25 protein-coding genes are annotated in these 25,871 nt (G+C 62.3%); 14 read left to right on the top strand and 11 right to left on the bottom strand.

Annotation, left to right across the window (positions count from 1 at the left end):
• Positions 1-897 carry a LysR substrate-binding domain-containing protein gene (locus tag AC3WTO_RS12720; RefSeq protein ID WP_492461099.1) on the bottom strand — a complete coding sequence of 299 codons (897 nt, stop codon included), beginning with the start codon at positions 895-897 and terminating at the stop codon, positions 1-3.
• Between the two features lie 116 nt (positions 898-1,013).
• Here AC3WTO_RS12720 and AC3WTO_RS12715 point away from each other — a divergent pair, with 116 nt between their 5' ends.
• Positions 1,014-1,622 carry a 3'-5' exonuclease gene (locus AC3WTO_RS12715; protein WP_492461098.1) on the top strand — a complete coding sequence of 203 codons (609 nt, stop codon included), beginning with the start codon at positions 1,014-1,016 and terminating at the stop codon, positions 1,620-1,622.
• 107 nt (positions 1,623-1,729) lie between these two features.
• On the opposite strand, the gene AC3WTO_RS12710 is transcribed toward AC3WTO_RS12715, so the two are convergent.
• From AC3WTO_RS12710 to AC3WTO_RS12695, 4 genes are all read right to left on the bottom strand, one after another.
• On the bottom strand, positions 1,730-2,731 hold the full coding sequence (locus AC3WTO_RS12710) for an acyltransferase family protein (protein ID WP_492461097.1): 1,002 nt from the start codon (positions 2,729-2,731) through the stop codon (positions 1,730-1,732).
• Positions 2,728-3,987, bottom strand: a complete 1,260-nt coding sequence (locus AC3WTO_RS12705) for an O-antigen ligase family protein (protein WP_492461096.1) — start codon at positions 3,985-3,987, stop codon at positions 2,728-2,730. The genes AC3WTO_RS12710 and AC3WTO_RS12705 overlap by 4 nt, the downstream gene beginning before the upstream one ends.
• A 202-nt stretch (positions 3,988-4,189) precedes the next feature.
• Positions 4,190-5,386, bottom strand: coding sequence for a polysaccharide biosynthesis/export family protein (locus AC3WTO_RS12700; protein WP_492461095.1), 1,197 nt, complete (start codon positions 5,384-5,386; stop codon positions 4,190-4,192).
• 145 nt (positions 5,387-5,531) lie between these two features.
• Positions 5,532-6,212, bottom strand: a complete 681-nt coding sequence (locus AC3WTO_RS12695) for a sugar transferase (protein WP_492461094.1) — start codon at positions 6,210-6,212, stop codon at positions 5,532-5,534.
• Between the two features lie 618 nt (positions 6,213-6,830).
• Here AC3WTO_RS12695 and AC3WTO_RS12690 point away from each other — a divergent pair.
• Together AC3WTO_RS12690 and AC3WTO_RS12685 are read left to right on the top strand one after the other, a co-directional pair.
• Positions 6,831-7,127 carry an exopolysaccharide production repressor protein gene (locus tag AC3WTO_RS12690; RefSeq protein ID WP_492461093.1) on the top strand — a complete coding sequence of 99 codons (297 nt, stop codon included), beginning with the start codon at positions 6,831-6,833 and terminating at the stop codon, positions 7,125-7,127.
• A gap of 152 nt (positions 7,128-7,279) precedes the next feature.
• Entirely contained in the window at positions 7,280-8,284 is a 1,005-nt protein-coding gene (locus AC3WTO_RS12685; protein ID WP_492461092.1) for a glycosyltransferase family 2 protein, read from the top strand.
• Here AC3WTO_RS12685 and AC3WTO_RS12680 read toward each other — a convergent pair.
• Complete coding sequence (locus AC3WTO_RS12680; protein ID WP_492461091.1) at positions 8,275-9,252, bottom strand: polysaccharide pyruvyl transferase family protein; 978 nt, start codon at positions 9,250-9,252, stop codon at positions 8,275-8,277. The genes AC3WTO_RS12685 and AC3WTO_RS12680 overlap by 10 nt on opposite strands.
• A 9-nt stretch (positions 9,253-9,261) precedes the next feature.
• A complete protein-coding gene (locus AC3WTO_RS12675; RefSeq protein ID WP_492461090.1) occupies positions 9,262-10,221 on the bottom strand; it encodes a glycosyltransferase family 2 protein in 960 nt (319 codons plus the stop codon).
• 261 nt (positions 10,222-10,482) lie between these two features.
• On the opposite strand from AC3WTO_RS12675, the gene galE reads away from it, so the two are divergent.
• The 9 genes from galE to AC3WTO_RS12630 all read left to right on the top strand — a co-directional run bounded on the left by galE (position 10,483) and on the right by AC3WTO_RS12630 (position 20,594).
• A complete protein-coding gene (galE, locus tag AC3WTO_RS12670) occupies positions 10,483-11,475 on the top strand; it encodes a UDP-glucose 4-epimerase GalE (protein WP_492461533.1) in 993 nt (330 codons plus the stop codon).
• A gap of 51 nt (positions 11,476-11,526) precedes the next feature.
• Positions 11,527-11,925: a hypothetical protein gene (locus AC3WTO_RS12665; RefSeq protein ID WP_492461089.1), complete on the top strand. Its 399-nt coding sequence runs from the start codon at positions 11,527-11,529 to the stop codon at positions 11,923-11,925.
• A 223-nt stretch (positions 11,926-12,148) separates the two neighbouring features.
• Complete coding sequence (gene exoK / locus AC3WTO_RS12660; protein WP_492461088.1) at positions 12,149-12,925, top strand: endo-1,3-1,4-beta-glycanase ExoK; 777 nt, start codon at positions 12,149-12,151, stop codon at positions 12,923-12,925.
• Between the two features lie 152 nt (positions 12,926-13,077).
• Positions 13,078-14,253, top strand: coding sequence for a glycosyltransferase family protein (locus tag AC3WTO_RS12655; protein ID WP_492461087.1), 1,176 nt, complete (start codon positions 13,078-13,080; stop codon positions 14,251-14,253).
• 35 nt (positions 14,254-14,288) lie between these two features.
• Positions 14,289-15,290, top strand: a complete 1,002-nt coding sequence (locus tag AC3WTO_RS12650) for a glycosyltransferase family 2 protein (protein WP_492461532.1) — start codon at positions 14,289-14,291, stop codon at positions 15,288-15,290.
• Entirely contained in the window at positions 15,287-16,240 is a 954-nt protein-coding gene (locus AC3WTO_RS12645) for a glycosyltransferase family 2 protein (RefSeq protein ID WP_492461086.1), read from the top strand. The genes AC3WTO_RS12650 and AC3WTO_RS12645 overlap by 4 nt, the downstream gene beginning before the upstream one ends.
• Positions 16,230-17,192, top strand: a complete 963-nt coding sequence (locus tag AC3WTO_RS12640; RefSeq protein ID WP_492461085.1) for a glycosyltransferase family 2 protein — start codon at positions 16,230-16,232, stop codon at positions 17,190-17,192. Before AC3WTO_RS12645 ends, AC3WTO_RS12640 begins: the two co-directional genes overlap by 11 nt.
• A gap of 56 nt (positions 17,193-17,248) precedes the next feature.
• Complete coding sequence (locus tag AC3WTO_RS12635; RefSeq protein WP_492461084.1) at positions 17,249-18,145, top strand: UTP--glucose-1-phosphate uridylyltransferase; 897 nt, start codon at positions 17,249-17,251, stop codon at positions 18,143-18,145.
• A 94-nt stretch (positions 18,146-18,239) separates the two neighbouring features.
• Positions 18,240-20,594 carry a polysaccharide biosynthesis tyrosine autokinase gene (locus tag AC3WTO_RS12630; RefSeq protein WP_492461083.1) on the top strand — a complete coding sequence of 785 codons (2,355 nt, stop codon included), beginning with the start codon at positions 18,240-18,242 and terminating at the stop codon, positions 20,592-20,594.
• A gap of 145 nt (positions 20,595-20,739) precedes the next feature.
• On the opposite strand, the gene AC3WTO_RS12625 is transcribed toward AC3WTO_RS12630, so the two are convergent.
• On the bottom strand, positions 20,740-21,534 hold the full coding sequence (locus tag AC3WTO_RS12625; RefSeq protein ID WP_492461082.1) for a metallophosphoesterase family protein: 795 nt from the start codon (positions 21,532-21,534) through the stop codon (positions 20,740-20,742).
• A 310-nt stretch (positions 21,535-21,844) separates the two neighbouring features.
• On the opposite strand from AC3WTO_RS12625, the gene AC3WTO_RS12620 reads away from it, so the two are divergent.
• Complete coding sequence (locus AC3WTO_RS12620) at positions 21,845-22,930, top strand: acyltransferase family protein (RefSeq protein WP_492461081.1); 1,086 nt, start codon at positions 21,845-21,847, stop codon at positions 22,928-22,930.
• A gap of 57 nt (positions 22,931-22,987) precedes the next feature.
• Here the strand turns inward: AC3WTO_RS12620 and AC3WTO_RS12615 are convergent, their stop codons facing one another.
• The 3 genes from AC3WTO_RS12615 to AC3WTO_RS12605 form a co-directional block, all read right to left on the bottom strand.
• Positions 22,988-23,833 (bottom strand): fumarylacetoacetate hydrolase family protein, encoded by an 846-nt coding sequence (locus tag AC3WTO_RS12615; protein ID WP_492461080.1) that lies wholly within the window; start codon positions 23,831-23,833, stop codon positions 22,988-22,990.
• Positions 23,834-23,859: 26 nt separating this feature from the next.
• Entirely contained in the window at positions 23,860-24,591 is a 732-nt protein-coding gene (locus tag AC3WTO_RS12610; RefSeq protein WP_492461079.1) for an SDR family oxidoreductase, read from the bottom strand.
• Positions 24,592-24,729: 138 nt separating this feature from the next.
• Positions 24,730-24,912: a hypothetical protein gene (locus AC3WTO_RS12605; RefSeq protein ID WP_492461078.1), complete on the bottom strand. Its 183-nt coding sequence runs from the start codon at positions 24,910-24,912 to the stop codon at positions 24,730-24,732.
• Here AC3WTO_RS12605 and AC3WTO_RS12600 point away from each other — a divergent pair.
• Positions 24,895-25,728 carry an amidohydrolase family protein gene (locus tag AC3WTO_RS12600; protein WP_492461077.1) on the top strand — a complete coding sequence of 278 codons (834 nt, stop codon included), beginning with the start codon at positions 24,895-24,897 and terminating at the stop codon, positions 25,726-25,728. The genes AC3WTO_RS12605 and AC3WTO_RS12600 overlap by 18 nt on opposite strands.
• Positions 25,729-25,871: the final 143 nt, after the last annotated feature.

The raw sequence follows: 25,871 nt of genomic DNA, 5'->3' as shown, positions 1-25,871 counted from the left end.
TCAGTCGTGGAGCGCCAGCAGCCAATCCCGCAGCAGGCCGGCTTGCGGGCTTAGCGGACGGCGCGCGCTCCAGGTGACGAAATAGGAATGTGGCGCCGCGATTTCGGCGGTGCTGAGCTGCACCAGGTCGCCGCTTTCGATCAGCGGTCGCACCAGGCTCGCCCAGCCGAGCACCGCTCCTTGCCCGCTGCGCGCCGCCTGCAGCGCGATGACGTGGCTGTTGAACCGTCTGACATTGAGCCGGCGGTTGGGACAGCCGAGCTCGCGGAAGAAATCGGCCCAGGTCGTCCAGCTCCAGTCCATGCCCTCGACGGAGAGCAATTGCAGCCCTGCCAGGTCGTCCAGCGTCTCGACGGCATGTTCGCGCGCAAAGCCCGGACTGGCCACCGCGAAGATGCGATCGCCATAAAGCCTGGCCGACAGCTCGTCCGGCCACTCGCCATTGCCGTAGCGGAGTCTGAGATCGATGTCGGGGCGGTCGAGACCGCGCGGATGGTCGGAGATGACGTGATCGACGGCGATATCCTGGTGGCTCGCCCAGAAAGCGCTCATGCGCGGCATCAGCCACAGATGCGCCATCGCCATGGTGCAGCCGATGGTGACGCTGGACTGCCCGCCCGAAGCCTTGACCTGCCGGAAGGTCGATGAGATTCGCTCGAACCCTTCCTTGAGCGCGGCCGCCATCGTCTCGCCTTCCCGCGTCAGTTCGAGCGCACGATGGCGGCGCAGGAACAGCGGATTGCCGAGTTCCTCCTCCAGCATACGGATCTGCTTGGAAACGGCTCCGATGGTGACGTTGAGTTCCTCCGCCGCCTTGGTGAGGCTGAGATGGCGCGCGGCCGCCTCAAAAGCTGCGAGCGCAATCAGCGACGGAAGGTTGTAGTAGCGGCGAACCATGACGGGTCATTTGGCCCGGATGACGCCAATCCCGCAAGACTTGCCTGTTCGATCTCGACATCGGTGCCCGATATGGCGCACTAAGTCTGGCTCCCCGGCGAAGCAAGGAAACGGCCGTGAAAACCGCGATCGTCTTTGACTGCGAGTTTCTATGCGCGGAGGGATCGCAGCGCCGGTTCTGGTGCGGCGCCCATGATCCGGATCCGGTGATCGCTCAGATCGGAGCGGTGAGGCTCGGCCTGGACGACCCTTTTCCGATCCTGGACACTCACAGATCCTACGTTCGTCCGATGGACCGCTTCGGTCGGCAATATGACATCGACCCGTTCTTCACCGCGTTGACCGGAATAACCTCGGACGTGATCGCTGCGCGAGGTGTTCCACTCAGCCAGGCGCTGCAGGATGTCGACGCGTTTTCGAATGGAGCGCGGCTATGGTCCTGGGGCAAGGACGAGTTGAACATGGTCGCTATCAGTTGTTATGTCGAAGGCATCGCACCGGTAATCCCGGCTCCGCGCTTCGCCAATGCGGTGAAGCTGCTGCTGGCTGCGGGCATGCCAATCGAGGATCTGGCGAGAACGCCAAGCAACAAGCTGGCGCAATATTACGGCGTCGATCATCCGCCGCTCCAAGGTCACTACGCGCTCGACGACGCCCTGTCGGTCGCCTACGCGCTGCAGCATCTCCTGCTCGCCGGGAAGCTGCAACCATCCGCGTTCGAGTGAGGCCTTCGCAAGGCCCGGCGCACCGGGCCCTGCGAAGCGTTCAATCCATTAGAACGAACGTTGAAAGCGGAAAATCCCGCAACTACGAACTCCGCTGCGCGGTTTTACTAGGCCGCGTAGCGAACAGGGGCGCGATGCCGGCGCGCCTTGAACCAGGCGGCGATCGGTTTTTCGAGCAACTCGTGGCAGAGCAGTCCCGCAACCGTTCCGGCAATGATCGACACGACGAAGGCGCCCCACGCCGGCAAACCGATTGTCCCGCTCGCCTTCACGACGATCGAAATCGCGATCGTGTGCCAGAGATAGATCGAATAGGAGGCGTCGCCGAGATAGGTCGGAGCCCGCATATGGCGCACGCGGCCTGCCTTTTCGAGACACAGCACGCCGATCAGCAGCATGCCTGACAGAGGGGCGAGCGTTGCTGGCCCGTAGGGAGCATACCCCAGGCCGACCAGCGTGAAGCCGGCTATCGACACCAGAAGCAGGGGAATTCCCAGTTCGGCTCGCGGCAGACGATTGGCCAGCCACAGCTTGCCGATCGCCGCCCCGATCAGGAATTCCGCCATCAGCGGGCTCGTGTAGGTGCGCAGCACCGCACCGGCCGGCTGCATGGCGACACCGATGCAGACAAGCCCGATGAACACCAGCGCCAGCACCGGGAAGCGTCGCGCGGCCGGTAGGAGCAGCGCGGCCGCGAACAGGACGTAGAAAAACATCTCGTAATTCAGCGTCCAGCCCTGCACCAGCACCGGCCAGGTACCGCCGTCGCTGGGCGAGACATGCGGGATGAAGGCGAACGAGCCGAAGACATGGAAAACGGTGAGCTTCATCTTGGGAAAGAGGCCCGCCAGCCCCCCAGCCACCATGACCGCCGTCGCGATCCAGTAAAGCGGCACGATGCGTTCGATACGCTCCCGCAGGAACGCGACCGGCGAGGGTTGGCGCGTCTCGGCCAGCACCCACATGATGAAGCCGGACACGACAAAGAAAACATCGACACCGGCAGCGCCGATGACGAAATGTCCACCATTGCGTTCGGCGGCATGGAAGATCACCACCCCCAGCGCCGCCGCGGCCCGCAGATACTGGATGCCGTAGAGCTTGTTCATGCCGTGCGGTGCTGCAGCAGGCGCGCCGTCGTGGCGAAATGAGGCGCGCGCTGGGGCAGCACCAGCTGTCCCGCCGCGTAGTAGACGAGGAAGGAACCGACGACGTACGGATTTATGACGTCCACTTCGACGAAGGAGCGGATCAGGAACATCACCGCGATGCCGAGCAAGGTGAAAGAAGCCGGATCCCGCCGCGCGTCGATCAGGCGCAGCAGCAGGCCGAAGGGAACGCGCACCATCAGCACCGAGATGGCCAGGATGCCGGCAAGTCCAAGCTCCACCAGCACTTCGATGTAGGTGTTGTGGAAGTGGAATCCGCTGCGCGAACCGATGTAGAACTCCTGCCAAAGCCGTTCGGCCTCGGAAAATCCCTGGACCCAATAGCCCTGGTAGCCGACCCCGAACCAGGGCGACTGCATCGCTGCCTCCCAGCCCTGCTGCCAGAGATAGGTGCGGCCCGTAAGCGTCGAATCCTTGCCGAAAGCGCCAAGCACCGCATCGGCCGCGCCCAGATTGAGTCCTACGAAGATGACAAGCAGGCCGATCGCCATGCCGGCCACCAGCCCGCCCTTGCGGGCAGATGGTGAAAACATCATCGCCAACTTCAGGCAGATCAGCAAAGCAAGCGTGGCGCCGATGGCAAGCACCGAGGTCGCCGACTGCGCAGCCAGCAAGGTGTAGGCACACAGCAAACCACAGAAGATGGCCAGCAAGCGCCAAAGGCCGTGCTCATGCTGGACCGCGATTGCCGTGAAGGCGAAATAGATGCCGAGCGACGAAAACAGGCCGAGCTGGTTCTTCGACGAAAACGCGCCGACAAAACTGTAGGTGCCGTCGATCGGGTCCAGATTGTACTGGCCGAAGGCAATCGAGAACAGCACCACCATCAGGATGCCGCCCAGCGCGCCGATGTTGAGCGTGCGAACTGAAACCGTGCGCGCCGCGATCAGAGCGCAGACGACATGGGACAGCAATTGCACACCCGCGCGCGCCGTCACCCCGGGCGCCGCCGACCAGAACATGGACAGGCAGGCAAGCACCGCGAAGGCGATGATCCAGAAAAACCGGCGGTAGTCGCCCAGCGCGCGCTTGTAGTCGACGAACACGAGCGGCAGCCAGAAGGCGTAATAAGCAAGAATGGAAACTTGCCCGAAGCGGGTCGAATAGGCGAACACGAAGATCGACACCGCAACCGCCGCGGCGCCGTACCAGAAATTGCGCTCAGGGTTCACAAGCAGTGCTTTGGCGATCCTCACGACATCGCTCCGCTATGGGTGTGCTCGGAGCCTGACGCGTTCTGCCGAACATGCCAGGGACGCTCCGATGCTTTGAGCCGGCGCAACATGCATTCCGAAAACCGGTCCCGATTTTCAGATCGATGCGCTGTGCGCCACCCATCCGTTCGGGCGCGCGACGCGTCTGCGGCCATCTTCGTCATGCTCGGCTCTTGCGACCGTCTCAGTTGGATGTCACGCGAGGACCAGCGATCTCGATCTTCACCACGTCGCCGGGCAGGATCTGCGTGTTCTCATCAGCAGCGGTCTCGTTCGCCTTGCCATCTTCGCCCGTGCGCACGATCGCGTAGCGGATGACTGGCTCGGCACCGTTGCTGGCGGTGCGCGCAGCGTCCGGAGCCCGTGACATCGCCTCGGTCATCAGACCCGAATACATGCCCATCTTGAAGCCCAACTCCTCAAGGTCGGCTTCGGTTTGCTGGCGGCTCTGGGCAACTTCGGTATCGCGATCATTCTGCAGCCGGGTCGCATCCTGTGTTGCCTTGGAGATGTCCTGCTTGGCACGCAGGCTGGCTGTTTCCAGATCGAGCACCTTGCCCTCGAGTTCGGCACTGGTCCGTTCGAGGTTCATGATGCGCTGGTTGACCACGAGGCCCTTTTCGGCAAGGCCGCCGATGCTCTTCAGTTCGTCTTTCGACAGTTCGACCTGTCGGTTCTGCGTGACGATCTTCTTCGCCAGCGATTCGATTTCGGACTGCAGCAGCTTCTTGAGATCGTCCAGCGCCGTGAGTTGCAGGCGCAGGCGCTTCCCGCGCGCCTCCTTCAGCGCCGTCTCGTCCGACATCAGCTTGCGTCCAACGTCGGTCTTGTTGAGTTCCTGCGGAAAGTCGATCTGCTCCTTGTTCTCCGCCTCGGCGATCAGGCGCGCACGGCGCGCCAGCAGGCCGTTCCGCTGCGCGACGAGCACGTCGTAATTGCCTTGCGCCTGGATGAAGTCGCGCACGCCACCCTGTCCGCCGTCGGCACGGCGCAGGCCACCGGCAAGGCTCATCGCCTTCAGCACCGTCAGCCCGGGCGCATAGGGGTATTTGCCGGGTGTCTGGACATCGCCGGCCAGGAAGACGGGGCGATATTCGGCGATCTCGACCGATGCTTCAGGCCGGTCGGGCAGGCCGAGTTTCTGCTGCAGGCCGGCGGCGATGGCCGTCGCCATTTCGGTCGTGGTCTTGCCTTTGACGTCGAGCTCGCCGACGAAAGGAAGCGAAACCACCCCGGAAGCGTTGACGCTGTAGTCGCCGCTGATGGTAGCCCAGTCGCGAACCGCGCCCTCAGCGCTCTGCCATTCGGCAACCCGGATACGCAGTTTGTCCATCGCGTCCAGCCGATAGTCATCGGCGGCCATGGATACGGATGTGGCCATCAACACGAGACCAGCGCAGACAAGAGCCTGGATAAACAGCCATGCAGATGAAGCTGCTCGAAAATATCTCAAAGAAAGCCGTCCTTTCTTGATAGACCTTCGAGAAGAAGATCCGACGAAAACCCGTCCGGTGGTTGCAGGGAGATCAATAACTGCCCCGCGACGAGAACACCGCCGGGACTGTGCGCACCAGAATCTTCATGTCGAAGACAAACGACCAGTTCTCGACATAGTGCTGGTCGAAGGCGACGCGGGCGCCGTAGGAAACATCGTTGCGGCCGCTGACCTGCCACAGGCCGGTCAGGCCCGGGCGGGACTTCAGGTAGAACTCCGCCGCGGTGCCGTAGAGTTCCAGCTCGTCCTTCACCACCGGGCGTGGGCCGACAAAGCTCATTTCGCCACGCAGGATGTTGATGATCTGCGGCAATTCATCGAGCGAAAGCTTACGCAACACCGCGCCGACGCGGGTCACACGCGGGTCGTTCTGCAGCTTGCGGGTGGCATCCCATTCTTCCCGATCCTGCGGATTGTTGGCCAGATGAGCTGCCAGCACCGCATCGCCGTTTTCCACCATCGTCCGAAACTTCCAACATCGGAACACGGCGCCGTTGCGGCCGATTCGTCGGTGGCCGTAGAGGATGCTTCCACCACCGTCGGTGGTCTTCACGAGCGTGGCCAGCATCAACAGCAAGGGGCTCAGCAAGGCGATGCCTGCCAACGCGCCCAAAACGTCGAATCCGCGCTTGATAGCGCCACCGATCGCGGGAGGCGTCCCCTCGTCCGGCTGGCATGACAAGCCGTTGGCCAATCTGGCGGCGTCTCTCATTTTGTTGCTCCGCAAAAAATGGTCAGGTCAACGATGCTGCATCGCAGCATGCAAACAATAGAGGGCTGGATATGTCACCTCTATGATGAAAATCGGTCGCAAAAACGAGATGGCAGTCATATTTTGTAACGAATCGAAACATTGCGGGTTTTCCTATGTTCGAACGCCGCATGAAATCTCTCTTTTGTGTTTGATTTCCTTTATGTTTTCAATATTAAACTACAAAAATCACGCCACATTTCGGTATTTATCAAATTGTAGTTTATTTCTCCATGCAACCGCCACGAAGATAACCAATAGTGCTAAAATAACGCGGACAGCATCACTTCGGCTTTTGCAAGCGCAACCGCATATGCGGACGTGTTGCAATAATATCTCCAGCGAACCCAAGGTAAACCATGAGCAAGGAAGTGATCCGGTGGCGTGTTGCGTAGTGTTGCCGAAATTCCTATATTTGAGGACGTGCGGGCAAATGGGAAATCTGGGCTTCAAGCTTTGAAGAAGGCGAGTCTTGATTTCGCCAGCTGAGGTGTAAGACCAGCGCCCGTCACGGCGGGAGACAGGTTTTGCCCAAGCGTTTCAACGCGACACGAAATCAGAACGACAGGAAAGGATAAGATGTCCTTTCTGTTATTCCTTCGTGGTTTTATCGCTGTGCTGGTTGCATTCGCCGTAGCAAGCTATGCGATTACTCAGTCCGCTTGGACAACTTTCATCCAGACGCTGATTTGTGCGGTCATCATTCAGGTTGGATATTTCATCGCCATTCTGTTCATGGTGTGGCGCTCCGGCGAGACCAGGAATCGCGGCGAGACACTCGCTCGCGGTGAAAATGCCACCGTTTCCGCCAAGGATCTGCAGGCGAAAGGCGAGACCGCGCAACTGCCGGGCGTCGGACGCTCGCCTCTGCCGTAGAGCAACTCCAGCCAGCCCCAGGCACCGACTGTCATCAAATCGCCTTGCGCTTCTGCGAACAGGCGACCACGGCGTGGGACCGTGGCAACACGCCACAAATCGGTATGGGGACACATCGGCTGCAAGCGAGCGGCCGCAACTGGAGTGTGGAGATGACTTCATCCGCCACGGTCTGCGTCATCATCGCAGCCAAGAACGCTGAAGCGACGATCGGGCGAGCGGTTGTCTCGGCGCTGCGCGAGAAGCGGGTTTCCGAAGTCGTCATCGTCGACGATGGTTCGCAGGACGCGACCGCCCAGGCCAGCCTCGAGGCCGACGATGCCAGCGGCCGCCTGCATATCCTCCGCCTCGAGCGCAACCACGGACCGGCCTATGCCCGCAACCGCGCCATCGAACACTCCAAGGCGCCTCTGATTGCCATATTGGATGCCGACGATTTCTTCCTGGAAGGCCGGTTCGATGCCTTGATCGACGGTGAGGATTGGGACTTTGTCGCCGACAACATCGTTTTCATCGACAGCCGTGGCGCACATGGCCCGGAACCCGAGGTGCCGCATTTCGAGCCGGCCCCGCGCTTCCTCGACCTCGAAGGTTTCGTCGAGGGCAACATCTCGCGACGCGGTGCTTCGCGCGGCGAGATCGGATTCCTCAAGCCCGTCATGCGCCGCGCCTTCCTGGACGCGCATGGCCTGCGCTACGACGAGCGCCTGCGGCTGGGGGAAGACTATGATCTTTATGCGCGCGCACTGCTGAAGGGTGCGCGCTACAAGGTCGTTCACGGCTGCGGCTACGGTGCCGTCGTACGCCCCGATTCGCTGAGCGGCAGACACCGGACAGACGACCTGAAGCGGCTCTACGAAGCAGACCTGGCCATGCTGTCCAATCCATTGCCGGCGACGGCGCGAACCGTGCTGAGCCGTCACGAACGCCATGTCCGGGGCCGCTACGAGCTGCGCCATTTCCTCGACGTCAAGGCTTCGCGCGGCCTGGCACGGGCCGGCATCCATGCCTTGCTACGGCCTGTCGCGCTGCCGGCGATCATGGGCGGCATCCTCGGCGACAAGCTCGAAGCGCGGCGGGCACGGCAGAGGCCCGTCAGCGACGAACCGGCAGCGCTGCGCTATCTGCTGCCGGCGCGCAGTGGCGCTCAGAGATAGTCGCGCCGCACCTCGGCAAGCACGTCGCGGAAGCGGTCCTTCCTTTCCGACAGCACCGCATCGCTGCTGAGCTGCGGCCGCGCCTTGCGCGCCTGCCACAATGCCAGCGTCGACGGCGCCGCCAGCACCTGCTTGGCCACGGAACGCAGCATCGACGGCTGCGGGTCGTTGCGCGTCATCACCAGGGCGTTCGTATCGGAACCGTGCGAACGCTCTTCGACGTGGTCGGGCCCGCTCGTGTCATTCGCTGCCGCTGCCGGCGCTTCGAAACCGAAGCCCCAGAACCGCGCTCCCTTGCTGACCGCTTCGGCCCGTGACGAGATCGGAATCTGTCGCGGCCTGTATTCGACGCCGAGCGACGTGGCCCAATCGCGCCACTTGAACGAATTGATCGAGCGGGACGTCGTCACCGCGACCCACGGCACTCGGAAGGCATCGGCCAGGATTGCGGCGTGCATGGATTCGGCGACCACCAGATCAGCCTGGGCAATCGCCCGGATCACCGACCTGGCTTCGCCGCAAGGATCGACATAGCCCAATCCGGCTGCCTGGCAGACTACAGGCCAGATGCCGCCGACCGTCGACTCCCAATGCGGAACGAAGATCGCGCCGCCGGTTCTTGGCAAATCGCGGAATTCCGGCATCTCGGCCACCATCACGGCTGGATCGATGATGCCCAGTTCCGGCGCCAGTCCGAGCTTCTGCGCTGTAAGGGGTCCACGCACCGCGCGGACATCCCACTCGTCCCTGTTGGAAAGGTCCGGCGGCGAGCCGTAGCCGAAACCGCTGCCGATGACGAGTTTCTTCACATCGGCCGGCAGCAGCACCTGGTTGAGCACGGTGCCGACGCCAACCAGAAGCACATCGGCGTGAACGTCCCGAAATCCCGGCAACAGGAAGTCCCAGAGCCACAGGTTGAGATCGTCGCCAAAATTGCCGTGTGCGGATTCCCAGTAGAATGGTTGCATCACAAGGTCCTACTTCGCAATCTTGGAAACGGCGAGATTGACGGCGCTGCGCAGAAGTTTCGGATCGCGCCAGGCCCAGGCCGCCAGCTGTCTCAATTGCGGCGCCTTGCGCGCCTTCACCAGCCGCGCCTGTCCCCAAAGCGCCTGGTTGCGTGCCGTCTGCTTGTAGCTTTCGATCGACGCCCGGTCCTCGGCGACATGCTGGAACCGGTTTTCCAGCTGGTCGAGCGCCACCCACGTGTTGAATTGCTGCTTCAGGAACTGCGGCGAATCGCTGTCCAGGCCGTGGAAGATGTTGATGCCTTCGCCGCGCACCGCGCCGAAACTCTCGGAAAGCACGGTACGGCGAGCACTTCTGACGCAGTCATAGAAGAACAGCACATCCTCGGCGGCCAGCCGCAGCGAGGCATCGAAGCGAACCTTGCGGAACAGCGGCTCGCCGATGACCATGCATGACAGGTGCATGAAGCTCCAGTTCTTCAGCATGGTCGCGCCGAGCGCGGGAACCTCGACGAGAGGCGGCTGCTCGGAAAGGCGGACCACCTGTGTCACCGCGGCGAGGTCGGCCACGCCGAAGTGGTAATAGAAGGCATCGCCACCCTTGATCGAGGCCCAGTAACAATCCGCCTCAAAAAGTGATAGGCCCGCCACGGCATTCTTCAGGTGATCGGGGGTCCACTCGTCATCGGAATCGAGGAAAGCTGCATAGGCAGTGTCGGCGCCGATCCGGTCGAGACCTGTATTGCGCGCCCCGCCGGGTCCGGCATTCGGTTGTTTTACAACGGTTATTCGCGCCCGCTCAGCGGCGTCGAAATTTTCGAGATCGTTTTCGGCCGGCAATGGAGAGGCATCGTCAACGACGATCACGTCGAAATCCGCATGCGTCTGCGCGAACACGGATCGCAGCGCACGGGCCAGGATTCCTGGCTCTCGCTGGTAGTAGGGAATGATGACTGTGCATTTCGTCATTTTTTCGCGCCTTCAGGAGGTTAGGAACCCGCGCAAGTGGTTCCGATGATTCCGGTCGGTGCCCCCCGTCCAGAGCTCGCTGACGCACGGCCCGCTCGTTCAAACAAACGGTGCCCGTCCCATGCCGGCTGCTTGTAACCTGAAAAGCGTGACAAAAGATGTCGGCCGGAGCGAGCCCTCCAAGACCAGCACATTCGGGCTGAAATTTGTCGCCTCCTCGGCGAGGCCCTGCGGACCCAACGCAGCAACCGAAAAGGATCGATCCCTGTGACCAACATTCTCGTCGTCGGCGGCGCCGGATACATCGGATCCCACACCTGCCTGGACCTGGCCGGGCGTGGCTTCACGCCGGTGGTTTATGACAATCTGAGCAACGGCCACGCAGAATTCGTGAAATGGGGCCCGCTGGAGCGCGGCGATATCCGCGACCGCGACAGGCTTGCAGCGGTGATCGAGGCCTACCGCCCGGCTGCGATCGTGCATTTCGCCGCCCTGATCGAGGTCGGCGAATCGGTGAAGGCGCCGGCCGCCTTCTACGACAACAATGTCGCCGGCACGCTTTCGCTGATTCTCGCGGCCCAGCAGGCCGGCATCGACAAGCTGGTCTTCTCGTCGACCTGCGCCACCTACGGCCTGCCGGTCGACGTGCCCATGCGGGAAACGCACCCGCAGAACCCGATCAACCCTTATGGTCGTTCCAAGCTGATCGTTGAGCAGATGCTGGCCGATCTCGACCGTCACCAGGGCTTCCGCTCGGTCGTCCTGCGTTATTTCAATGCGGCAGGCGCGGATCCCGAAGGGCGAATCGGCGAACGGCATTTTCCTGAAACGCATGCGGTGCCGCTTGCCATCGATGCCGCGCTCGGCCGCCGCGACGGCTTCAACGTGTTCGGCACCGACTACGACACGCGTGACGGCACCTGCGTGCGCGATTTCATCCACGTTTCCGATCTCGCCGATGCGCATGGCCGTGCCGTCGAATATCTGCTCGGCGGCGGCGAAAGCGTTGCCCTCAACCTCGGCACCGGTACCGGCACAACGGTGCAGGAATTGCTGACGGCGATTGCGGCGGCAGCCGGCACATCCTTCCCGATTCGCCGCGAAGGTCGCCGGCCTGGTGACGCTCCTGTTCTGGTTGCCGACAATGCGAGGGCAAGGTCGGTGCTTGGCTGGAACCCCAGGCACGACCTCGGTTCCATCGTCCGTACTGCCTGGCAATGGCATGCCTCGACGGGGCTGGCCGCGGCAGAGTAATATCACCCGGTGGGTGGGTAAGGTTACGAACGGCAGGAGAAGGGACCGGCCATGGCCTTATTCGGATTCAATACACGCAAACAGTTCCGGGTCAGAAGCCTCCGGCGCGACCGCGAGACGGATGCGACCCGTGCTGCCCGGATGCTTGGCCTGGTCGACGGATTGCGCAAGGAGATCGAGCGCGAGCGGGACGGCCTGCGCGATCGCTACGAAAGCATCGCCGCTCAGGCTGCCTTCTCGCAGCAGGCTCTCGAGGATGAACAGGACACCTCGATGTCATCGACCATCAGCGACCTTACCGACGTGATGATCCGCTATTCGGCTCGTATCGCGGCTCTCGAGAAACAGATCGATTTTGTTACCAGCCTGCGTGGGCAGGCCGAGCTGTTTCCCTATGAAAATGAAGAGATCGCGACGCCAGCGCCTGCTCCCCGCGAGCAGCTGGCTTAACCGACGCTCACAAAAAGTTACCGCACAGCCGACAGGAATGTGGGCTGACGTCACATTGTGATCCGCTAATCTAATTTATGTGCATTGCAACATTCGCCCGAAATTGACGCGGGTCCGCAGCGCAGGCGAGCGACCCAAAACGAAAGTAGCAAGCGGTATGGCTGCAAGTCTGAGAATACCGGCGCGAGCCGGCTTAAATTGTTTTGTCGCAGTAGCGTCCGTATTGTCCATATCCATCGTGGGTATGGGTTCCGGGCACGCCGAAGATCAAAAAGAACCTAAAGCCACGGGAAAATCTTTCATCGAGACCTTCGACAGGCTCGACAAGAAGCGCTGGTATGTTTCCGATGGTTGGTCGAATGGTGATCATCAGAACTGCACTTGGTCGGCCAAGCAGGTCAGCGTGTCGGACGGCACCTTGAAGCTTGGCTTCCAGGCGGAACCAAGCAAAGGCCGCAACAATGTTTGCGGCGAGGTGCAGACCAACAAGCGATTCGGCTACGGCACCTTCGAAGTGCGCATGAAGGCCGCAGCGGGCTCCGGCCTCAACACCGGCTTTTTCTCGTTCATCGGTCCGGTCCACAAACAGCCGCACGACGAGATCGATTTCGAAGTGCTCGGCAAGGATCCTTCCAAGGTCCAGGTCAACCAGTACGTTAACGGCAAGAGCGTCGGTTCGGCCAGGCTGGTCGATGTGCCCGGCGGCGCCGACAAGGAATTCCACGACTATGCCTTCGTCTGGCAGCAGGACCGTATCGCCTGGTATGTCGACGGCAAGCTGGTGGAGGAAGCCACCGATCCCGCCAAGCTGCCCAGCCACCCTTCCAAGATCTATCTCAGCCTCTGGGGTAGCGACACGCTGAAGTCCTGGATGGGCGCGTTCGCCAGCCCTCAGCAACAGATCACGGCGGAGGTGGATCGTGTCGCCTATACCGCTCTCGGCGACGCCTGCCAGTTTCCGGAATCGATCGTCTGCAAACTGAACAAGAGCACGCAGTGAGCGCGGCCCTTCATCCGCGCCTTGAGGCGCAGCGACAGCCAGTGCGATTTCGAAGAATTGTCGCATCTGGTGGCCAACCGTCCGCGACGCGCGATCGCTGGTTCAAAGTCGAAGCAACAATTCTCCGAAATCGCCCGAGCTGACGGTCCGGCATGCTGAACATTCTTTACCTGGTCCACGATCTTTGCGACCCGGCGGTACGCCGGCGCGTGACGATGCTGCAGGTCGGCGGTGCCACCGTGACGCTCGCCGGGTTCCGCCGCGCCGAGACGGTGCCCGATTTCGATGACCTGTTGCCGATCGATCTCGGCGTCACCGCCGACCGCGCCTTCGGTCAGCGCGTCGCAGCAATCGCCAAGGCAGCCTTCTCGCTTGGCGCCAGGCTCGCCGGCATCGTGAAGCCGGATGTCATCATCGGCCGCAACCTCGAGATGCTGGCCCTGGCCAACCGGGCGCGCAGCATTTTCGGTGGGTCCGCACCGATCGTCTACGAGTGCCTGGATATCCATCGCTTCCTGCTCGACGCCGGCGCCGTCGGCCGCACGCTGCGTGGCGCCGAACGGCTGTTCAGCCGCGACGCGCAATTGCTGCTGACCAGTTCTCCCGCTTTCGTTCGCGACTACTTCGAGGCTTTCGGCCAGACGCGGGTGCCAGCCGTGCTGCTGCAGAACAAGATCCTCGACCTGAGCGGCAAACCCGCTCTGCCAGCGAAACTGCCGGCCCCGCCGGCAGATGGCCAACCCTGGAAGATCGGCTGGTTCGGCGCATTGCGCTGCGCCAAATCGCTGAAGCTGCTGGCAGACTTCACACGCCGCATGCAGGGACGTTTCGAGGTCGTGCTGCGTGGCCGACCCGCCCGCGTCGAGTTCGATGACTTCGACGGTTTCGTGCGCTCCGAACCTTACCTCTCGTTCCTGGGCGCTTATCGCAACCCGGACGATCTCGCCGCTATCTACGGCGAAGTGCATTTCTGCTGGGCCATCGACTTTTTCGAGGAAGGCCTGAATTCGAGCTGGCTTCTGCCGAACAGGCTCTACGAAGGCTGCCGTTTCGGCGCGGTTCCGATTGCGATGAAGGGAACCGAGACGGCACGTTTCCTTGGCGATCGCCACATCGGCCTGCTGCTTGACGAACCATCCGTCGAGAACCTCTCGTCATTGCTGGGCGACATCGATCCCGACACTTACCGCGAGCGTCGAGGCAAGATCACCGCACAGGACCTCGGCACCTGGATCTGTGTGCCGGATGATTGCCGCTCGCTGGTAACGCGGCTGGGCCGGCTTGCCGGCAAGGAACCGCAGGATGTCCTGCTGGAGGTCGCGGCATGACGGCTCTCGACACCGCAGTCCCCACAGGCGAAGAGATCCAGGCCCTCGGCAAGAAGGGCCTCCGCTGCATGGTGGTGATTCCCTGCCTGAACGAAGCCAGGCATATCGGCGCGCTGCTGACCGAACTTTCCGAACCCGCCGAGCGGAACGATCTGCGCATTGTCGTCGCCGATGGCGGCAGCACCGATGACACGCGCGATATCGTTCGCGCGATCGCCGACCGGAACCCGCGTATCGTGCTTCTGGACAATCCGCGACGCCTGCAGAGCGCCGCGGTCAACCAGGCGGTCGCCACATATGGCGATGAAGTTGATTTCTTCATCCGCATCGACGCCCATGGTGGCTACCCGGCAGATTATTGCGACCGCCTGATTGAGGAGGCGTCGGCCACCGGCGCCGATTCGGTCGTCGTCTCGATGGCGACGCAGGGCTTCGGCCTGTTCCAGAAGGCAACCGCGGTCGCGCAGAATTCGAAACTGGGCAATGGCGGCTCGCCGCACCGCGAGGGCGCGCCGGGCCATTGGACCGATCACGGCCACCACGCGCTGATGCGCGTCGAGGCATTCCGCGCCGTCGGTGGCTATGACGAGAGCTTCAGCCACAACGAAGACGCCGAGCTCGATTACCGGCTGCGCGCCGCTGGCTACCGGATCTGGATGACCGACAGGACATTCATGACCTATTATCCGCGCGCCTCGGCACCCGCGCTGTTTCGCCAGTATCTCGGCTACGGCCGCGGCCGCGCCCGCAACATCCTCAAACACCGCACCTGGCCGAAGCTGAGGCAGGCGATTCCACTTCTGGTCTTCCCGGTCGTCGTCGGCGCTTCGCTGGCATTTCTCAGCCTGTCCGCCCTCGTGCCGGCGGGTCTCTGGATCATCGCCTGTCTCGGCTACGGCGCCTGGATGGCCGTCGGTCAGCGCAATCCTTACGGGTTGCTTGCCAGCGTCTGCGCCATGATCATGCATCTCGCCTGGTCGATGGGTTTCTGGCTGCAGCTTCTGCGCTCATGGAAACGCGGGGCGGCGACATCATGACCGGGAACCACTCTCCGTCGCCGAAGATCCGGGTCGATGTCTGCGTGTGCACCTACCGCAGGCCATACCTGGCGGAAACCTTGCGCTCGCTCGCCTCGCTTGAGCTGCCGGACAACGTCCTGGCGCGCGTCGTCGTTGCCGACAACGATACAGCGCCCAGCGCACGCGAACTCGCTGGCTCTCTGGCGCCATCCCTGCCTTTCGATCTGATCTACATCCATTGCCCGGCGTCCAACATCTCGCTGGCACGCAACGCCTGCCTCGATGCCGCCGACAGTGACTTCCTCGCCTTCGTCGACGATGATTCGACCGTGACGACCGGCTGGCTCGCGGCACTGATCGAAATGGCCGAAACCACCGGTGCCGATGCCGTGCTTGGACCGGTGCGATCGGTCTATGCGTCGACGGCTCCCGGCTGGATGCGACGCGGCGATTTCCACTCGACCAATCCTGTCTGGGTCGATGGTCAGATCCACACCGGCTACAGTGGCAATGTGCTGCTGCGCCGCGCTTCGCCTCATGTCGAGGGACGACGTTTCAACCTGTCGCTCGGCAAGACCGGTGGCGAAGACACCGAATATTTCTCGCAGCTTCACGCGGCCGGCGGACGCATCGCCTATGCCGAGGACGCGCTGGTGCTTGAACCCGTGACAGCGGACCGGGCTCGGCTGCAATGGCTGGTCAAGCGCCGCTTCCGCTCGGGCCAGACCCATGGCAGGCTGCTCGCAAGCCAAAAATCGGCAAGAAGGCCCGTGCAGATCGGGCTGGCCGCAGCCAAGGCCGCCTATTGTTTTGCTGGCGCTGCGGCGCTCGGCGTCATCCCGCACAAACGCAACCGCCAGGCGCTTCGCGGCATCATGCATATCGGCGCCATCAGCGGGCTGCTCGGCGTTCGCGAGATCCGCCTCTACGGCAACGAACCGACTGGAGGGCGCCCTCATGCAGCCTGACGTCAGTTTCGTCATCGCCGCCTACAACGCCGAGGCCTCAATCGCCCGCGCCGTCGAAAGCGCGCTCGCACAACAAGACGTCTCGGTTGAGGTCATCGTCGTCGATGACCGCTCCACCGACCGCACGATTGAGATCGCCCGCGCTTTTCCACCGGAACAGGTCAAGGTCATCGCGCTGGACCAGAACCGTGGCCCTGGTGGTGCCCGCAATGCCGGTCTGGAAGCCGCTCAAGGTCGCTGGATCGCAGTGCTCGATTCCGACGACACGATGCGTCCCGAACGCCTGCGCCGCATGATCGCGCGAGCCGAGACACAAGACGCCCAGATCGCCGTCGACAATCTCGAAGTGGTCCGGGACAGCGCCGGCAGCCGCGAAGCGATGTTCGATGCCGCGCTGCTCGAAGCGCGCCCGGAGCTCACCCTCGCGGACTTCATCGCCGCCAACATCATGTTCGAAAGCACATTCTCCTTCGGTTACATGAAGCCGGTTTTCGAGCGGCGCTTCCTGGAACAGCACCGGTTGCGTTACGACGAAGCCCTGCGCATCGGCGAAGACTACATCTTCCTGGCTTCGACCATGGCCCAGGGTGGCCGCTGCGTTGTCGAGCCCAGCGTCGGTTATGCCTATCACATCCGCGAAGGCTCGATTTCGCGGGTGCTGGAGCTGCATCATGTCGAGGCGATGCTGAAGGCCGATGTCGCCTTCCTGGAACAGCATAGGCTCGACCCGCGCTCGGCTTTCGCGCAGACGCGGCGCACCCGCAGCCTCAGGCAGGCTGCGTCCTTCCTCAAGCTGGTCAAGCATCTGAAGGCCCGTTCGCCGCTTCAGGCCGCGGCTACGGCGCTGCGCGATCCGGCGGCATTGCGGCACCTGGGCATGCCGATCGCCGCGCGCTTGCGCCGCCTGGCGACAACCTTGCAACCCGGTCGGGCTTCATCCGAAGCCGGCTGAACAAACCATTTTTGAAATTGGGCGGAGGGGCTCGATTTGCAAACAGGGATGACGTGATGAAAAAGGTCAGAAAAGCGGTGATACCGGTTGCCGGTTTAGGCACGCGGTTCCTGCCGGCGACGAAGGCGATGCCGAAGGAAATGCTGACGGTGGTGGACCGCCCCGTCGTGCAATATGCGGTGGACGAGGCGCTGGAAGCCGGCATCGAACACATCGTCTTCGTCACCGGCCGCAACAAACATGTGATCGAGGACTATTTCGACATTCAGCCGGAGCTCGTGGAGACGCTCACGCGCGCCGGCAAGAACGAACAGCTGGCTTCGCTCACCCGCATGCAGCCGCAGCCCGGCACGATCTCCTTCACGCGCCAACAGGCGCCGCATGGCCTAGGCCACGCAGTGTGGTGCGCACGCGATATCGTCGGCGACGAGCCTTTCGCGCTGTTGCTGCCAGACATGGTTTCGTTCGGCGACCGCGGCTGTCTTGCTGGCGCCATGGACCTCTACCTCGAAACCGGAGGCAATGTCGTGGCGGTCGAGCAATGCGATCCGCTCGAAACCGGCAGCTACGGCATCGTCGGCAAGGGTGCCAGCATCGGCGGGGGCTTCACCATCACCGAGATGGTGGAAAAGCCGGCACCTGAGGCTGCCCCCTCCAACCACTACATCAACGGCCGCTACGTGCTGCAGCCCGAGATCTTCGACATTCTCGGCACGCAGGAGCGTGGCGCCGGCAACGAGATCCAGCTCACCGACGCCATGGTTCGGCTGTCGGAGAGCCAGAAATTCTACGCCGCGCCATTCGAGGGCCGCATGTTCGACTGTGGCTCGAAGGATGGCTTCATCCAGGCCAACGTCGCCTTCGCGCTGGCGCGCAAGGACATTTGCGACCTGGTGTTCGAACCGATCGAGGAGATGATCGCTTCGCAGGCACGCCGCAGTCGCGCAGCCTGACCGGTAGATCGAACAACTCAACGACGCGCCACGGCCACCACAGCGGATGGCCGTGGCGGCTTTTTTCATTTCGCGACGGAGCGCCGGAGCAGCCATGAACCAGGGAAGTTATCCGTTGAAGCCCATACCCCAGGAAGATTCATCGGACTTCATTGACCTCGACGCCCTGCTGGCGGCAGCACGCCGGCAGGCTCGGCTGGTCGGCCTGTTCGGCTTGATCGGTCTGGTCTTCGGGGTGGTCTATCTCGTTGCGACACCGCCGCAATACACGTCTGGGACGCGTATTCTGCTTGACGACAGCCTGACCCGTTTCGCCGAGGAAAAGCCGACGCCGCAGGCCGGCCCGCAGGCCGACTCCATGGTGTCGTCGGAGGTTGAAATCCTCAAATCGAGCCGGCTCGCCCGCGCCGTCGTGCTGGCCGAAAAGCTTCAGGACAACGAGGCCTTCCTCAATCCGCCGCGCTCGCCGCTCGGCTGGCTCAAGGCAACGGTCAAGAGCGCGGCCGGCCTCTTCTCGTCACGCCCTGAAACCGATGCCGCATCCGAGCAGGACGCCAGGATCGGCAAGGCAATCGGTATCCTTCAGGATGGCGTTCATGCGGAACGTGTTGGGCGCAGCTTCGTCATCGATCTGTCCTTCACGGCGCCGGATCCCAAGCTGGCCGGCATGATCGCGCGTGCCTATGCCAACGCCTATCTTTCCGATCATCTCGACGCCAACTTCGATGCCACCCAGCGGGCGACCGTGTGGCTGCAGGGCCGCCTCGACGAGCTGCGCGAAAATTCGCAGAAGGCAGCCCTCGAAGTCGAGCAGTTCCGCGCGGCCAACGGGCTGACCGCGGCACGCGGCGAACTGATGTCGGAGCAGCAGCTGTCCGATCTCAACAAGCAGCTCATCCTGGCACAGGCCGACACCGCCAATGCGCTGGCCCGCTACAACCAGTTCAAGGCGATCGTCGACAGCGGTCCCGAAAATGCGGTCAAGAACGCCACCATCCCGCAGGAAAAGGGCGCCAGCGGCAGCAACAGCGCCGCCATCAATGAAATGAAGGCGCGCTATCTCAACGTCAGCAAGCGCGAACAGGACATCGCGAGCCGCTTCGGTCAGGACCACGCGCAAGCTGTGGCGCTGCGCACCGAACAGGCCAATCTGACCAACCAGATCTATGCCGAACTGCAGCGGCTGACCGAAAGCTACCGCAACGAGTACCAGGTCGCGAAGTCACGCGAGGATTCGCTGCGCGGCAATGTCGGCGATCTGGCAGGCCAGAACTCGCAAACCGGCCAGGCGCAGGTGAAACTGCGCGATCTCGAGCAGAAGTCGCAGGCGCTCAACACGCTCTACCAGGCTTTCCTTGCGCGCTACGAGCAGGCCGCGCAGCAGCGCTCCTTCCCGATCGCCGAGGCCCGCGTCATCTCGACCGCCGGCAATCCGACCTCCGCCTCCAGCCCGCGCAAGACCATGGTGCTTGGCCTCTCGCTCGTGCTAGGCCTGTTCGCCGGCGCGGCAGCGGGCGCCATCCAGGAATTCCGCGAACGCTTCTTCCGCACCGGCGACGACGTACGCGATGCGCTTGACCTCAACTTCCTCGGTTACCTGCCGGCAATCGGCGGCCGCTTCGCCGACGCACGGCCGCGTGCGCAACCGGCGGCCGAGACCGCCACGACAAGCTCCCCCGGACCGGAAACCGTCACGCCACGGATTCTCAGGGTGGCGATCAACCAGCCCGCTTCGTCCTTTGCCGAGACTTTGCGCAACGTCAAACTGGCCAGCGATGTCGTTCTGCACCGGACCAATGGCAAGGTGATCGGTTTCGTCTCCGTGCTGCCGCGCGAGGGCAAGACCACGACGGCCGCCAATTTCGCCGGACTGCTCGCGGCCAATGGGGCCCGCACCCTTTTGATCGACGCCGACTTGCGCAATCCGGGCCTCAGCCGCGGTCTGTCGCTCACTCCGGAAAAGGGCCTGGTCGAGGCACTGGTCGGCGAACAGCGCTGGCAGAGCGCCTGCCTCGTCGACCGCAAGACCAAGCTTGTCATCCTTCCAGCCGTGGTGCGCCGGCGCCTCTCCCATACCAGCGAGCTCATTTCGGGCCCGGCCATGGCCGCATTGCTGGAAGAGGCGCGCAAATCCTTCGACTATGTCGTTGTCGATCTGCCGCCGCTCGGACCCGTGGTCGATGCCAAGGCTTTTGCGCCGCTTGCCGACGGCTTTGTGCTGGTGGCCGAATGGGGTGCCACGCCGCGACTGCTCGTACGCTCTGCACTGCAGGCGGATCGCCAGATCGCGGCAAAGACGCTCGGTGTCGTCCTGAATCGCACCGACATGAAAAAGCTGGCGAGCTACGGCATGTTCGGCGCAGCCGAGCAATATCTCGACCGCTACGCGTCCTACTATGTCGAGCAGACGGTAACGGAGCCGGAACCGAACCGGACGGAGCCGGCCTGATCGGGTGACGGCAAGCACCGCATATCCGGCCAGCCGGTCGCGCTTGGAGCGATTCCAGGAAAAGTGCGTAGCGGTTTTCCGTCCGGAATTGCGTAAAAACAAAGCTCCAGAGCGTTTCCGTTTTTCACGGAAACAGGGAAACATTCTAGTCGTCCTGGGAGAGGTTGCTGAGGTAGCGGCCCTTGTCCTGCCACATGCGCAGGGCGGTCAGCCTGCCGGTAAAAAAGGCGCCGGTGTCGAGATTGACACGCATGCCTTCACGGCCGGCCTGCTCGACCGGCGTATGGCCGTGCACCACGTAACGCGTGAGCAGGTGCGCGCGCTCGAAGAACGCCGAACGGATGAAGACGAGATCCTCGTCCGTCTGTTTGTCCAGCGGAACGCCCGGGCGCACACCGGCGTGGACGAAAATATAGCGCGCGGTTTCGATCAATACCGGCATCGCGCGCAACAGCGCAAAGTGGGCCGGCGATATCGATCTGCGGATGGCGTCGTCGACCTGTTCCTGGTCCCGGAAGATCTCGATCAATCGCCGGTGATCGATGCCGTAGGACTGCAGCGTGCTTTCCGCTCCCATACGCAGCCAGGCGGCAAGACTGGACCGCCCTTCGAGATAGTCGAGCATGGCAAGCTCATGATTACCTGCCAGGCAGATGCGCTCCAGGCCCGTGGGCGGATGCGCTGTGAGATGGTCGAGCACCTGTGCCGATGCAGGGCCACGATCGACATAGTCTCCCAACATGATGATGAGCTTGCGGCCCGGCAATGTCGCCGCGTCCTGAACGATGGCGTCTTCCAACGCCAAAAGCTCGTCCAGACAACCATGAACGTCGCCGATCGCATAGACGACGGTGTCCGTCATGTCGAGGCGCAGGCGCGGCAGGCGCGGGCGCGCCCCGCCTGCTCTCAGGCCGAGAATACGTCCGACGCGCTTGATCATCTGGCGTTCTTCATGATCGCCCGGGTACTGGCATTGGCCCGGCGAAGCCGCCGACCCACCCTGTTACCCGGGGTTGTATTTTGTGAAGCCGTCAAACGGTCCGAATCCCCTAACCTGATATCTGGGCCTCGCTTATCGCCCATTCGCCGCTGCGTCTCTGTGCTCCGCCTCCTGAGAGACCGCACCGCTCGCCGCTCCGTCAATCGGAGCCGACCTGTCGAGGAGACGAATCTTGAAAAACAATGTGTCCCGCCCCTCGCCCTTTCCGGCTGTTCCGCCGTTAGTGTCCGACCGTGTCAGAATTGCGCGCGTGCTCTGCATCTTTTTCATGATGTTCGTGCATGTTCAGCCGGGCATCATGGAAAACATCCAGGATCGCGATACCCCGGTCTTTGATTTCGTCTATTTCGTCTTCACGCGCCTTCTGGGTTTGAGCTCGGTTTCACTGCTCAGCGTGGTTTCAGGTTATTTCATCGTTGCCAGCCTGCTCAAGACCGGTCCGCTGACGCTGGCACGGTCGAAGTTCCGGACGTTGATCGTGCCGCTGATGGCCTGGAACCTGGTCATGCTGGCCTTGCTGGTCGCGTACGGCCTGATGACGGACACGTGGCGGGACATGCCGGACCCGACACTGCACGGTTGGGTGAATGCACTGTTCGCCGTCACCGCATGGCCCCTCGACGTGCCTTTGTGGTTCTTGCGCGACCTGTTCGTCTGCTGTCTCCTGGCACCGTTTCTCTATCAGGGGCTGAAACGCTTCGCACTGCCGACCATGGCACTGCTCGTCCTCTACACGCTGTTTGGGGAAGATCTCTATCTGCTTCAGCGCCCACAACTGCTGCTGTTTTTCTCTCTCGGCATGTGGCTGCGCATTGCCGGAACCGGCACCGCCACCATCGACAGGGTGTCGTTGTTCCTGACGGCTGGCCTTGCCGTGATGGTCGCGGTCTTCATCACCATCCGCGTCCAGAACATCCTGATCAGCGAAATGAACGATCAACTGCGCCTGACGCTCGACACGCTGCTGCGCATCACAATGGCTGGCGGCTTCTGGGTCCTGACAGGCCTGATCCGGCATTCAGGATTTGCAACCGTCCTCATGCGCCTGGAGCCATATTCCTTCGTGCTGTTCTGCAGCCACGCTATCCTGTTCAACTTCGCCGGCATCGTCTTCAGACGCTTATTCGGCGACTATGGCTCAGGCCTCTTTCCAATCACCTTCTTCACATTGCCGTTCCTGGCGGTGCTCTGCGCTGTCATCGGCCTGCAGATGATACGCCGCTCGCCGCCGCTGCTGTTCCTGCTCAATGCCGGCCATGGCGTGCCGCCATGGCGAAAGGTCGTGGCCACCCAGGAAGCAGACAAGAAGGACGATCGGCGACGTGCCCGCGCCTGAACACCCAAACAGCCGCTGCCCCGCAGCAAAAGCTGCGGGGCGCAGGTATCCCGCCCCTCAGAGATCCGCCTTGAACGTCTGGCGCTGGCTACCGAGCCCTTCTATGCCGAGTTCGACGACATCGCCGTCTTTCAGATAGCGCGGCGGCTTCATGCCCATGCCGACGCCGGGCGGTGTGCCGGTTGAGATGATGTCGCCTGGGTGCAGGCTCATGAACTGCGACAGATAGGAGACCAGGAAAGCGACGCCATAGACCATCGTCCTGGTCGAGCCGTTCTGCATCGTCTCGCCATTCACCATGAGCCACATCTTGAGGTTCTGCGGATCCTTGACCTCGTCCCGGGTCACCAGCCACGGGCCGGTCGGGCCGAAAGTGTCGCAGCTTTTGCCCTTGGTCCATTGGCCGGAACGTTCCGTCTGGAAAGCACGTTCCGACACATCGTGGGCGACGCAATAGCCGGCGACATAATCCAGGGCTTCCGCCTCCGCGACGTATTTCGCGGTCTTGCCGATGACGACGGCAAGTTCGACCTCCCAGTCGGTCTTCTGCGACCCGCGCGGGATCAGCACGTCGTCATCCGGTCCGACGATGGCGGAAGTCGCCTTCATGAACACGACCGGCTCGGGCGGCACCTGCAGGCCGGATTCGGCGGCATGATCGGCATAGTTGAGGCCAATGCAGATGAATTTGCCGGTGCCCGCCACGCAAGCGCCGAAGCGCGGCTTGCCGGAAACCGCCGGCAGTGTTTTCGGATCGATCCTGGCAAGGACGGCGAGCGACGTCGGGTCCAGCGTCTTGCCGCCAATATCGGTGACATGGCCTGACAGATCGCGGATCGTGCCGTCCGCATCGACGAGGCCGGGCTTCTCGGCGCCGGCGGCGCCATAACGAACGAGTTTCATGCAGTCCTCCAGTTCAATCCAAATGATTACAGTGTCCAGCCGCCGTCGATGGCGTAGGCTTGGCCGGTCGTGTAGGTGGCACCGGCCAGATGCACCGCCAGCGCCGCGATCTCTTCCGGCGTGCCGAGCCGTCCTGTGGGTTGGCGCGCCAGGAACGCGGCCCGCGCAGCCTCATAGTTCCCCTGTGCACGCATGCGTCCCTCCAGGGACGGGCTGTCGACGGTGCCGGGACAGATGGCATTGCAGCGGATGCCTTTCGTGATGAAGTCCGCAGCGATCGCCTTGGTCAGTCCGATCACCGCTGCCTTGGTCAGTCCGTAGACAAAGCGATTGGGCACACCCTTGATGCTCGAAGCGACCGACGACATGTTGATGATGACACCATCGCCGCGTTCCAGCATGCCCGGCAGCACCGCCTGAATGGTGCGCACCATCGACTTGACGTTGAGGTCGAATGCAAAGTCGAGATCGCCGTCCTTCATCTCCAGAACCGAGCCGGAATGAACGAAGCCCGCGCAATTGAACAGCACGTCGACGCGGCCGATCCTGGCGAAGACCTGCCTGACCGCAACATCGTCGAGGACATCCAGCTTGCGGACCCGAATGCCTTTTATCCCGGCCAATTCGGCAAGCAGGGATTCATTGATGTCGGTAGCAACGACGCTCGCGCCAGCCTCGGCAAAGGCGATGGCGGTTGCTCGCCCAATCCCTTGCGCGGCCGCGGTCACGACCACGGTCTTGCCTTCGAGTGAACCCATCAGATCATCCTCCTCGAGGCAGGCCCCGCATGGCTTCTGGCTGTCGCCGCACCTTAGAGCAATTTCAGGAAAAGTGCGCAGCGGTTTTCCGTCCGAAATTGCGTAAAAACAAAGAACTAGAGCGTTTTCGCGTTTCCGTTAATAACGGAAACGCTCTAGGGAAGGGCCATTGCCTTGGCCATAGCGTCTTGCCGCCGCAGCGGCAAAAAAGCTTCCCGCCAACAGGCATTTCTTTCCCGTCGGAATGATGCTCTCATAGCCGAAGCAAGGCGCGTTTTCGCCGACGCATTCAGGGAAACGCGCATGATCTTCGACACCCATCTGCATCTGATCCACAGGCAGGCGCTGCGTTATCCCTGGCTCGGCAATGTGCCGGCGCTCGATCGTGACTTCCCGCAGCAAGAGTATGCGACCGAGGCGCGGCGCGCCGGTATCGAGGCTGCTTTCCACATGGAGGTGGATGTCCACCCGGACGACATCGAGGCGGAAACCAGCTACGTGGCGGCGCTTGCCGCAGAGGCGAACAGTCTTGTGCGTGGCGCCATCGCTGCCTGCAGGCCTGAGGAAAGCAGCTTTCCTGCCTATCTGGAACGCGTCCGCAGCAATCCCTTCGTCAAAGGCTTCCGCCGCGTGCTGCATGTCGTGCCGGACGACATGTCCGAAGGCGCCCTGTTTCGGGAAAATATCGGGCGGATCGGCAGCGGCCTCACTTTCGATCTCTGCGTACAGCCGCACCAGATTCCCAAGGCAATCGCGCTCATCGACCTTGCGCCCGACACCACCTTCGTCCTCGATCATTGCGGTGTGCCCGACATCAATGGCAGGGTCGAGCATCCCTGGCGCGAACATATTGCCGAAATCTCCCGCCGGCCGAATGTGGTGGGCAAAATCTCTGGCATCGTCGCCTATGCAAACCCTGACGATTGGACCGTCGCGACGCTGCGGCCTTATGCCGAACACGTGATAGCGAGCTTCGGCTGGGATCGCGTGGTGTGGGGCAGCGACTGGCCGGTCTGCACGCTCGGCGGCGGACTTTCGGCCTGGGTCGCCGCCACGCACGCCTTGCTCGAGGGCACAAGCACAGAAGAACGAACGAAATTGCTGTCAGGCAATGCAAGGCGCATCTGGAATACTTAGTCGTTCGAGCAAAAATTTGCGGTTTCACCTCTAGAACGACACGCATAGTGGGAGAGAGGCGAGCAACTAAAGAAAATTCCCTTTCTGAGATTCATTCACAATATTACATGCGCTGGCGCTACTCGGAAGACTCCAGCTGGTGA

It is taken from the genome of Mesorhizobium sp. EU05-FHT14A09, from assembly GCF_058790995.1.
The sequence above is the reverse complement of the archived record's forward strand: the minus strand, read 5'-3'. Positions and strand labels throughout refer to the sequence as shown.

Bases quoted from the DNA above. Each gene is read 5' to 3' on its own strand.
- AC3WTO_RS12720 (WP_492461099.1), bottom strand. From the start codon at position 897: ATGGTTCGCCGCTACTACAACCTTCCGTCGCTGATTGCGCTCGCAGCT.
- AC3WTO_RS12710 (WP_492461097.1), bottom strand. From the start codon at position 2,731: ATGAACAAGCTCTACGGCATCCAGTATCTGCGGGCCGCGGCGGCGCTG.
- AC3WTO_RS12700 (WP_492461095.1), bottom strand. From the start codon at position 5,386: ATGGCCACATCCGTATCCATGGCCGCCGATGACTATCGGCTGGACGCG.
- AC3WTO_RS12695 (WP_492461094.1), bottom strand. From the start codon at position 6,212: ATGAGAGACGCCGCCAGATTGGCCAACGGCTTGTCATGCCAGCCGGAC.
- AC3WTO_RS12690 (WP_492461093.1), top strand. From the start codon at position 6,831: ATGTCCTTTCTGTTATTCCTTCGTGGTTTTATCGCTGTGCTGGTTGCA.
- AC3WTO_RS12685 (WP_492461092.1), top strand. From the start codon at position 7,280: ATGACTTCATCCGCCACGGTCTGCGTCATCATCGCAGCCAAGAACGCT.
- AC3WTO_RS12680 (WP_492461091.1), bottom strand. From the start codon at position 9,252: ATGCAACCATTCTACTGGGAATCCGCACACGGCAATTTTGGCGACGAT.
- AC3WTO_RS12675 (WP_492461090.1), bottom strand. From the start codon at position 10,221: ATGACGAAATGCACAGTCATCATTCCCTACTACCAGCGAGAGCCAGGA.
- AC3WTO_RS12665 (WP_492461089.1), top strand. From the start codon at position 11,527: ATGGCCTTATTCGGATTCAATACACGCAAACAGTTCCGGGTCAGAAGC.
- AC3WTO_RS12655 (WP_492461087.1), top strand. From the start codon at position 13,078: ATGCTGAACATTCTTTACCTGGTCCACGATCTTTGCGACCCGGCGGTA.
- AC3WTO_RS12645 (WP_492461086.1), top strand. From the start codon at position 15,287: ATGACCGGGAACCACTCTCCGTCGCCGAAGATCCGGGTCGATGTCTGC.
- AC3WTO_RS12640 (WP_492461085.1), top strand. From the start codon at position 16,230: ATGCAGCCTGACGTCAGTTTCGTCATCGCCGCCTACAACGCCGAGGCC.
- AC3WTO_RS12635 (WP_492461084.1), top strand. From the start codon at position 17,249: ATGAAAAAGGTCAGAAAAGCGGTGATACCGGTTGCCGGTTTAGGCACG.
- AC3WTO_RS12630 (WP_492461083.1), top strand. From the start codon at position 18,240: ATGAACCAGGGAAGTTATCCGTTGAAGCCCATACCCCAGGAAGATTCA.
- AC3WTO_RS12625 (WP_492461082.1), bottom strand. From the start codon at position 21,534: ATGATCAAGCGCGTCGGACGTATTCTCGGCCTGAGAGCAGGCGGGGCG.
- AC3WTO_RS12615 (WP_492461080.1), bottom strand. From the start codon at position 23,833: ATGAAACTCGTTCGTTATGGCGCCGCCGGCGCCGAGAAGCCCGGCCTC.
- AC3WTO_RS12610 (WP_492461079.1), bottom strand. From the start codon at position 24,591: ATGGGTTCACTCGAAGGCAAGACCGTGGTCGTGACCGCGGCCGCGCAA.
- AC3WTO_RS12600 (WP_492461077.1), top strand. From the start codon at position 24,895: ATGATCTTCGACACCCATCTGCATCTGATCCACAGGCAGGCGCTGCGT.
- AC3WTO_RS12605 (WP_492461078.1), bottom strand. From the start codon at position 24,912: ATGGGTGTCGAAGATCATGCGCGTTTCCCTGAATGCGTCGGCGAAAAC.